The sequence below is a fragment of the Synechococcus sp. R8-2 genome, assembly GCF_047461715.1.
Classification (GTDB): domain Bacteria; phylum Cyanobacteriota; class Cyanobacteriia; order Thermostichales; family Thermostichaceae; genus Thermostichus.
The window spans coordinates 1-8,888 of the sequence record NZ_JANSHQ010000119.1 but is presented as its reverse complement, the minus strand read 5'-3'; the positions used below and the strand labels follow the sequence as shown (position 1 = coordinate 8,888).

Genomic DNA, 8,888 nt, shown 5'->3' with positions numbered 1-8,888 from the left:
GTTTCCCGGATTTTGTTGCGGATGGCCTCAAATTCGGCTTGGGTATATTCTGTGCGACCGGGCTGAGGTTTTTCAAAGACGAACAACCCTGGATTGATGCGCACCTTGTCCACGTATTTGGCTACTTCCAGGGCGATCTTGATGCCGTTGTGATGGACATCGGCTACCAAAGGCACCGGCTTGTAGGTTTGGATCAGCTTCTCCCGAATCGCCTCCATCGCCTTGGCATGGGCCATGCTGGGAACGGTAACCCGCACAATCTCTGAGCCTGCCTCGTGCAGACGGCGGATCCCGGCCACTGCCGCGTCGATGTCGAGGGTGTCCTCGTTGATCATGGACTGTACCACCACCGGGTGCTGGCTGCCGATCAACACATCGGCTACGGCCACCGTGCGGGTGGGGCGACGGGGATAGACCGGTTCTGGGTAGGGCTGCTGAGTGGGGGCGTTGGGCCGATCCAGGGTTTGCATAGCTTGGTCAAGCCAAAAGAGCTGCTCTAGCTTGATTGTAGGTCGGAAACTAACCTGGGGTTCGATTCAGCTCAGGGTAAAGGCTGAGGGGTTCAACCCCGAGGATTTCGACGGGATCCCCAACCCTCAGGTGCTTGCCCGCCTCCGTTCTCGGGATCCACGTATTGATCCCAAGGCGATAGAAATGGTCAAAGCGGCTGGCTTCGGCCCAGGGTGGCAAGGTTTTCTGCCGTTGCGCTACGAAGTGCTTTTGAAAACCGGGATGGGCATCTCCGCTCAGGGGATCCCGGGTGGGCACCACACAGCGGGCGCAGGGGTTGAGGCCCAGCAGCTCCACTTCCCCAATGCGAAAGCGCACCCCTTGATCTGCCTGGGCAAAGAGCCGATCCTCCCAAAAGGGCAGACATTCCGACAGCTCGATATTCATGCGAAAGCGTTGCCGCATCTCTTCGGGGGTGAGGCCGGGGAACCAATTGGCCACTGTCTCGAGAGTGGCTGTGCTGATCAGGGTGGGGCCGCTGGCATAGGGATCATCCGGAAACCCCCTGAGAGGCTCCTCCAGCAGTTGCACCGGAAAGCCCAACCAGTGGCTGAGCCAAGTTTGTAAAGCATCCCGCTGCTGCTGCAGGTCAAACTGGGCCGTCTTGCCCTCCCCCCACAACTGCACCTGGCCCAACTGGGGATCAAACCGGGCCCGCAGGCGGTGGACCGCAGCATGGCGCTTGCCGTTCACCCGCTTTCCCTCCGCATCCAAGAGGGCGTAGCGGCGATCCCCCTCCAAAGTCCCCCCTGCCGTCAGCCTCACCTCAGACAGAGGGATCCCATCCAGGGACTTGATGGGATAGACCGTTAACCTGGCAACCTGGGGCATGGCCTGTCTGCCGGGATCCCTGGGGGTGGGATCCGCCTTAGCTGCTTAACTGTCGGCTTCGGTGGGATGGTCGGTCATGGGGTAGCTGCGGATAAAGTCTCTGGGGGTTACATTTTCTACAAACTTGCGAAAGGCCTCCCGCTCCGCCTCGTCGGCATCCTGGTTCATGGGGATCGAGGCTTCCGCAATGACCTCTTCCACCGTCCAGATAGGAACATGGGCCCGCAGAGCGAGGGCAATGGCGTCGCTGGGGCGGCAGTCGATCTCTTGTTTTTTGTCACCATTCACGGTGACGAGCACCGCGTAGAAGGTGTTATCCAGCAACGCGTGAATGATGACTCGCTCCAGCTTGATCCCCCACGTCTTCCAGGAGTTGAGGATGAGATCATGGGTCATGGGGCGCAGTGGCTTTTGGTCGTCCAGGGCCTGCAAAATGGCGTTGGCCTCTGCTTTTCCCACCCAAATGGGCAGGGCACGACGCTCACTGCCATCGCGCAGGATGACAATGGGGTTTTGGTTGACGGCATCGACCGCAATCCCAGCCACATGCATCTCGATCATGAGCAATTGCCTCCAGCCGGTGATCTTGATCGTATCTACGGGCGTCAAAGTTTGGCAACACACCATGAGCTCAGTTGGTAGTCCAGTTGAAGTGGCTTTGATCGGGGGCACTAGCGAGAGCCGCAGCTTGGCCGACGCCCTCAGCCGGCAGGGGATCCCTTGGGTGGCAACCGTCACCACCGAAGGGGCCAGAAGACTGTATCAGGATTTGCCCGGTCAGGTGGTGGTCACCCGATTTTCGCCGCCATCTCTGGAACAATTCCTGCAAGAGTGCCGGATCCGCGTAGTGGTGGATGCCTCTCATCCTTTTGCCCAGCAAATCTCGCAACTGGCCATCCAGGTGACGGCCCAACTGGGGATCCCCTACCTGCGCTACGAACGCCCTCCTGTAGAGCTGGATCCCTGGGTCCAGGTGGTGCCGGACTGGCAGGGGGTGCTCACAGAGGCGGTGCTGGCGGGGCGGCGGGTGCTGCTGACGGTGGGAGTGAAGGCCCTGCCCCTGTTTGTACCTTGGCAAGATCGCTGCCAACTGTGGGCACGGGTGCTGCCGGAATCGGTTCCCCAAGCGGTGCAAGCCGGGATCCCTGCCGAGCGGGTGATCGGGATGCGCTTGCCCCTCAGCTTTGAGCAAGAACTGCAGCTTTGGCAGCGGTTCAGCCCTCAGGTGGTGATCAGCAAAGCCTCTGGGGAAGCAGGCGGGCTGGGGATCAAGCAGGCGGTGGCCAAAACCCTGGGGATCCCTCTGTGGGTGATCCGGCGACCCCCGTTGGACTATCCCTGGTGCAGCCAGGATTTGACAGCAGTGGTGCAGGCCTGTAGGCGATGCTTGGAAGGAGCGGGACCTTGAGGTTGCCCAGCTCCAGTCCAACGGGTCAAAACGGCTCTTCGGGGGGCAGGTTGGAGTCGCGGTCTTGACGGGATCCCAGCAATTCCAGCCGATCCACAGCGATGATGGGTCTCTGGCGCTCTTCTCCGGTGGATTTGTCTTTCCAGCGATCGAACTTGAGGCTGCCCGTTACCCCGATGAGGCTGCCTTTGCGCACATACTCTCCGGCCACCTCGGCAGTGCGGCCCCACAACTCCAGGTTAAACCAATCAGGCTTGTCTTCCCCTTTGCGGAATCGGTTGACCGCCAAGCTAAAAGTACAGACCACCTTGCCTGACTCAAAGTAGCGCACCTCCGGATCCATGCCGGCTCGCCCCACCAGGGTCACCAGGTTCAAGCTCATGGGTAGTTTCTCCAGACCGCCAGTAGATCTAGCCTTCGTTGTAGCGCTCGCAAGGGATCCCTGTCATCTTTTTGCTTGCGACCGTCAGCTTGGGCTCAGAGCCGATTCTTTAGGATATTTACAGATTTAGCTGCGGGGATCCCGATTGATCTCTGGGAAAAGCCTCTGCTGTGATGGACTTGATGCTCGGGATCCGGATCCGCACTCTGTCGCAAAAGTTTACAATGGCAGAAGCAGTTGAGCAAATGCCAGCCCACCAGACACTCCCACCTGCCAATTGCAGGGCTAGCAGAGCAGGTTCGTTGCTGTGAGAGGACGCATTCGGAAGCATTTCCCATGGAATTCATCTACACGTACGCCTGGTTGATCCCCGTCTATCCTTTGGTGGCAGCCTTTCTCCTCGGCTTAGGTATCCTGATGTTCAACGCCTGGACAAGGGCCAACCGCTCTTTGGCTGCCTTTTTGAGCGTGTTCGCGACCGGGACGGCGATGGTTCATGCCTTTGCCCTTTTGGTCAGCCAGGTGCAAGGGCACGAAACCGTCCTCAGAACCCTCACCTGGGCCCAGGCGGGATCCTTCTCGGTGGATATGGGCTTTGTCGTGGATCACCTGAGCGCCATGATGCTGGTGGTGGTGACCACGGTGGCCTTTTTGGTGCAAATCTACTCCGACGGCTACATGGCCCACGATCCCGGCTATGTGCGTTTCTACGCCTACCTGAGCTTATTTAGCTCCTCGATGCTGGGCTTGGTGGTCAGCCCCAACCTGGTGCAGATCTATATCTTCTGGGAGCTGGTGGGGATGTGCTCCTACCTGCTCATCGGCTTTTGGCACGACCGGCAGGCAGCGGCAGAAGCAGCGCAAAAGGCGTTTGTGGTCAACCGGGTGGGAGATTTCGGCCTGCTGTTGGGCATCTTAGGTTTTTACTGGATTTCCGGTACCTTCGCGTTTGACGAGATCGGGCGCAATCTGCAGGAGATGCTGGCTAGCGGGGCAGTGAGCAGCAGCTTGATTGCCCTGTTTGCGGTGTTGGTGTTCTTGGGGCCGGTGGCCAAGTCGGCCCAGTTCCCGCTGCATGTGTGGTTGCCGGATGCCATGGAGGGCCCCACGCCCATTTCCGCTCTCATCCACGCAGCCACGATGGTGGCGGCTGGGGTATTCCTCTTGGCCCGCATGTTCCCGGTGCTGGAAGGGATCCCGGTGGCCATGGACATCATCGCCTGGACGGGGGCGGGCACAGCCTTCTTGGGGGCCACCATTGCCATCACCCAAAATGACATCAAAAAGGGCTTGGCCTACTCCACCATTTCCCAACTGGGCTACATGGTCATGGCCATGGGGTGCGGCGCCTATGGGGCGGGCCTGTTTCACCTGATGACCCACGCCTACTTTAAGGCGATGCTCTTTTTGTGCTCTGGCTCAGTTATCCACGGCATGGAAGCGGTGGTCGGCCATGACCCGGTTTTGGCCCAAGACATGCGCCTGATGGGGGGGTTGCGCAAATACATGCCGGTTACGGCCATCACGTTTTTGATCGGCACGTTGGCCATTTGTGGGATCCCGCCCTTCGCCGGCTTTTGGTCTAAAGACGAGATCTTGGGCGCTGTTTTCGAACGGAACCCAGCTCTGTGGGGGGTGGGCTTCCTCACCGCCGGGATCACCGCCTTCTACATGTTCCGCATCTACTTCCTCACCTTCGAAGGGGAGTTTCGCGGCACCAACCTGAGACTGCGGCAGGAGGTGGCCATCAGCCAGGGCCGTCCTGTGCCAGCTTTTGCCTACGTTTTTGCGGGGAAACAACCGGCCTTTGGCCCTGGAGCCATGAACATTCAAGAAAAACCCCAGCCCAGCAGCCATCCTGAAGCTCAGGAAAACCTACACGATGGGCATGGCCACGCCTCAGAGCCCCATGAGTCCCCTTGGTCGATGACCTTCCCGCTGTTGGCTCTGGCCATCCCTTCTGTGCTGATTGGCCTGGTGGGCACCCCTTTTGCCAACTTCTTTGAAGCTTTCATCCACCCGCCGGCTGAGTCTGTGGCAGAGGCAGGCTCGATTTTGCCGCTGGTGGCAGCAGAGTGGCAGGAGGTGCTGGCGGGCCATTTCGATTGGGCAGAGTTTCTAATCATGGCGGGTAGCTCCGTGGGCATTGGGCTGATCGGCATCACCTTGGCCAGCTTGATCTACTGGCAAAAGCGCATCGACCCGGGCACCTTCCCCCAAAGCCTGCAGCCGCTCTACTACTTCTCCCTCAACAAGTGGTACATTGACGACCTCTATGAGCGAGTCTTTGTGCAGGGCACCCGCTTCGTGGCACGGGAGGCGCTGGAGGTGGACAGCCGCATCGTGGATGGTGTGGTCAACCTGACGGGCTTGGTGACCATGGTGAGCGGCGAGGCGATGAAATACCTGGAGAGCGGCAAGGCCCAGTTTTACGCTTTGATTATCTTTGCAGCGGTGGTGGTGATGGTGGTGGCATCAGGGGTAGGGTTCTAGCTCGAAGGCGAGGATGGATCCGGCCCGCTTGGCCAAGGGATCCCTCAGCCTAGAACTGCTGCTATGCTACGGAGCAAGTTGAGCGGATCCCTTGTTGCAATGGCCCCGCGTTCTCTTAAGTCGATTTCGCATCCCTTGTTGGCGGAAAGGCAAGGTCAGAGGGAGCGTGTCTTGGCCCTGAAAAATCAGATCGAAGCGATCCTCTACTTAAAAGGGCAGCCCCTGGAGCTATCCGCCCTGGCCCAGTTGGCCCATTGCAGTCGCGACGAAGCCTACGATGCGCTGCTGGAATTAATGGAAGACTATGCCCATCGCGATTCTGCCCTGGAAGTCCTACAGGTGGGGGAAGGGTTTGCCCTGCAGTTGCGGGAGCCGTTTTTGGAGCTGGCCAACCAGCTTTTACCCCCTGAAATTGGGGTGGGTGCTACCCGTACCCTGGCTACAATCATTCTGCGTGGCCCCCTCTCGCAGGCGGAGTTGGTGGAGTTGCGCGGCCAAGGTGCTTATCAGCACGTGGCAGAGTTAGTGGAAAAAGGCTTTGTGACCCGCTATCGCAAAGAAGGCAGCCGTTCCCCCTGGTTGCGGGTGACCGATAAGTTTCATCGCTACTTCACGGTAGATGAGCTGGCCAAAAAAGCAACAGAGGCGGCTTCTTTCCCCGAAGAATAAACTTTGAAGAATAAACTTTCCCCAACTGCAAAATGAGGGATCCCTAACTCCCCTCTTCCAAAGGGAAAGTGTCTCAATCTGGCTTGAAATAAAAAAGGATCCCCTGGTCGGGGATCCAAATCGAGGGGAGCGCAGCTTCGGCAGAGAAGGGATCAGCCGAAAGTAGGTTCGATTGCTGAGACTTCTACTTGTTGGGCTGAGGGGTGACCCGCAAATAGGGCTTAATTTCCTTGTAGCCTTTTGGGAACTTCTCTTTCAGCACTTCCGGATCTTTCAGCGAAGGCGGAATGATGACATCGTCACCGTCTTTCCAGTCGGCGGGAGTGACAACGTTATACTTATCCGTCAGCTGTAGGGCATCGATCACCCGCAGGAGCTCGTCGAAGTTGCGGCCTGTGCTGGCCGGGTAGGTAAGAATGAGGCGTATCTTCTTGTTGGGATCGATGATGAACACCGAGCGCACCGTCAGGGGCAGCCCTTCTTGGTTGATGTTGGTTTGATCCAACATGTCGTAGAGCTGAGAAACCTTGCGGTCTGCATCTGCCAAAATGGGATAGGTCAAAGTGGCGTTCTGGGTTTCCTCGATGTCTTTTACCCAGCCGACGTGGGAGTCCACATCGTCCACACTGAGGGCGATCACCTTCACACCCCGCTTTTCAAATTCGGGCATCAGCTTCGCAACAGTGCCTAGCTCCGTGGTGCAGACCGGCGTGTAGTCGGCGGGGTGAGAGAACAACACCACCCAGCTATCCCCGGCCCAAGAGTAGAAATCGATTTCGCCGTGGGTAGACTTTTGCGTGAAATTGGGAGCAGTATCGCCAAGTCGGAGAGACATACGCTCTTGATCCTCCGTAAAAGGGTTCAATCCGGTGAGACAGGGATCCGGATCCTTCGACCCGATCCCTTCCGATCTTGCCACATAACTCCACTTTTCCGAGCGGATTGCAGGTGATTTTAAGATTGTCCTCACCTAAGCCGCTACTGAGGGAAGACAACATGGGGATCCACCAGCTCGGCTACGAATTGGTGCAGGATGGTGACATAGCGCTCTCTAGCCACCTGCAGCAAGTTGTTGTGATCGGCTCCCTCGATGGGCACCAAGCGTTTGGGATCCCGTGCTGCTTGGTAAAGGGCTTCAGCATGCCAGAAGGGGATTAGACGATCCTGGGTACCGTGCAAAATCAGCAGCGGGCAATCGATCTTGGCAATGCGGCTGAGGTTATCGAAGCGATCGAAGGGCAGCAGCGGGATGCGCGTCAAGACGCGGAAGGCAGTCACGAAAGTAGATTCCAGGATCAGGCCGCCCACTGGTTTTTGCGCTGCCAGGTAAACCGAGGGCCCGCCCCCTACTGATCTTCCATAGACCAAGATCCGCTCCGGCGGGATCCCTTGGGCAACTAGGTAAGTGTAAGCGGCCTCGATATCTTTGTAAGCGCCGGCCTCGGAAGGGATCCCTTCGCTGGTGCCGTAACCGCGGTAGTCGTAGGCCAAGACGGCAAACCCAGCCTGCTGCAGGTGCACCAAGCGGGGCAGGATATCCCCCAAGTCTTCAGCGTTGCCATGGCTGTAGAGGAGGGTGTAGGCAGCGGCGGGATTGGGCAAATGTACCGCTGAAATCTGTAGCCCATCAGAGGTCGTGAGCTTGAGAATGGCATCCCCATCTCGATAGCTGGCGGGCTGGGGCAGAAAGATCAGCCGCTCCGATTGAAACCAGCCCAGCCAGAGCAGGTAGCCGTACACCACCAGCCCGACCAGCAGCAAGGATCGCCCCACGCGCAGCCATGGGAAGGATCCCCAAACTAGTTGTAGGAGATCTCGGTGGGGCATTGACAGGAAGGCATCGACAAGTAAGTTAAGCTCAATTTGCGGCACTTGCCCAAGGTTCTGCGCTGCTTACAGGCAACCCCTTTCCCATAAGGGAAGAGGGGAGCACGAAAACTGCATCCTTCAGGGCTCCGCTTGAGAGAAAAAGCATTTCCAGGCACAAACCCCAATCCAGTTGACAAGGGTGTGGGCGACAATGGTGACCAACAGGTTTCCCGACAGCCACAAGCCAATCCCCATGAGGATACCAACCCCGCTGGCCCAGACGGCATAGGGCCAGCCCTGCCATCCCAGCCAATGCAAGGCGCCAAACAAGAGGCCGCTCAGCAGGATCCCGCCTGTCCACCCTAAGGGGCTGGCCACCAGAGCTGACAGCAGCACACCGCGAAACAGCCATTCCTCGCTCCAGCCCGGCAGCAGGCCCACCCAAAGGATATCTCCCCACTGCAAGGGATCCGCCACCCAGTGTAAGTAGGCAGTGGCTGCCCGACGATAGGCTGGCCAGAGCCGGTAAACCCCGCCGCTGAGCAGAGCCACCCCCAGTCCCAGCCCTGCCCCCCACGCCAAGGCTAGGGGATCCCAGCGAAACGGCACGGGAAAGGAGGATCCCAGCCAGATCCAGAGACCCACAATGAGAGCCGAAAACAGGGTGGTGATGCCCATTCCATTCAAGATCTGTTCGCGTGTGCAGGGCTGAATCTGGGAAGTCATGGAGGGGATCCCTAGGCTTCGAACTCCGGAGGGTTAACAGCAGCTGCTGTTTTTATCATC

Annotated in this window: 10 protein-coding genes; 3 read left to right on the top strand and 7 right to left on the bottom strand. The window is 58.4% G+C overall.

Going from position 1 to position 8,888, the window contains the following annotated elements:
* The 3 genes from NW819_RS03335 to NW819_RS03325 all read right to left on the bottom strand — a co-directional run.
* On the bottom strand, nucleotides 1–470 hold a 470-nt coding region (locus NW819_RS03335; RefSeq protein WP_414412879.1), incomplete at its 3' end, for a flavodoxin-dependent (E)-4-hydroxy-3-methylbut-2-enyl-diphosphate synthase.
* A 49-nt stretch (nucleotides 471–519) separates the two neighbouring features.
* Nucleotides 520–1,341: an MOSC domain-containing protein gene (locus NW819_RS03330; RefSeq protein WP_414412878.1), complete on the bottom strand. Its 822-nt coding sequence runs from the start codon at nucleotides 1,339–1,341 to the stop codon at nucleotides 520–522.
* Nucleotides 1,342–1,386: 45 nt separating this feature from the next.
* Nucleotides 1,387–1,902: a bifunctional nuclease family protein gene (locus NW819_RS03325; RefSeq protein ID WP_011431791.1), complete on the bottom strand. Its 516-nt coding sequence runs from the start codon at nucleotides 1,900–1,902 to the stop codon at nucleotides 1,387–1,389.
* A gap of 64 nt (nucleotides 1,903–1,966) precedes the next feature.
* Here NW819_RS03325 and NW819_RS03320 point away from each other — a divergent pair, with 64 nt between their 5' ends.
* Nucleotides 1,967–2,749, top strand: a complete 783-nt coding sequence (locus NW819_RS03320) for a cobalt-precorrin-6A reductase (protein WP_414412877.1) — start codon at nucleotides 1,967–1,969, stop codon at nucleotides 2,747–2,749.
* Between the two features lie 25 nt (nucleotides 2,750–2,774).
* Here the strand turns inward: NW819_RS03320 and NW819_RS03315 are convergent, their stop codons facing one another.
* Nucleotides 2,775–3,131: a single-stranded DNA-binding protein gene (locus tag NW819_RS03315; protein ID WP_414412876.1), complete on the bottom strand. Its 357-nt coding sequence runs from the start codon at nucleotides 3,129–3,131 to the stop codon at nucleotides 2,775–2,777.
* A gap of 336 nt (nucleotides 3,132–3,467) precedes the next feature.
* On the opposite strand from NW819_RS03315, the gene NW819_RS03310 reads away from it, so the two are divergent.
* Both NW819_RS03310 and scpB read left to right on the top strand, forming a co-directional pair.
* Entirely contained in the window at nucleotides 3,468–5,624 is a 2,157-nt protein-coding gene (locus NW819_RS03310) for an NAD(P)H-quinone oxidoreductase subunit 5 (protein WP_414412875.1), read from the top strand.
* A gap of 171 nt (nucleotides 5,625–5,795) precedes the next feature.
* The gene (gene scpB / locus NW819_RS03305; RefSeq protein WP_414412874.1) at nucleotides 5,796–6,293 is read left to right on the top strand and encodes an SMC-Scp complex subunit ScpB; all 498 of its coding nucleotides are present in this window, start codon (nucleotides 5,796–5,798) and stop codon (nucleotides 6,291–6,293) included.
* A 184-nt stretch (nucleotides 6,294–6,477) separates the two neighbouring features.
* Here scpB and NW819_RS03300 read toward each other — a convergent pair whose 3' ends face one another.
* The 3 genes from NW819_RS03300 to NW819_RS03290 all read right to left on the bottom strand — a co-directional run bounded on the left by NW819_RS03300 (nucleotide 6,478) and on the right by NW819_RS03290 (nucleotide 8,828).
* On the bottom strand, nucleotides 6,478–7,128 hold the full coding sequence (locus NW819_RS03300) for a peroxiredoxin (RefSeq protein ID WP_414412873.1): 651 nt from the start codon (nucleotides 7,126–7,128) through the stop codon (nucleotides 6,478–6,480).
* A 143-nt stretch (nucleotides 7,129–7,271) separates the two neighbouring features.
* Complete coding sequence (locus NW819_RS03295; protein WP_414412872.1) at nucleotides 7,272–8,066, bottom strand: alpha/beta hydrolase; 795 nt, start codon at nucleotides 8,064–8,066, stop codon at nucleotides 7,272–7,274.
* 174 nt (nucleotides 8,067–8,240) lie between these two features.
* Nucleotides 8,241–8,828, bottom strand: coding sequence for a lysostaphin resistance A-like protein (locus tag NW819_RS03290; protein ID WP_414328684.1), 588 nt, complete (start codon nucleotides 8,826–8,828; stop codon nucleotides 8,241–8,243).
* Nucleotides 8,829–8,888 lie beyond the last annotated feature (60 nt).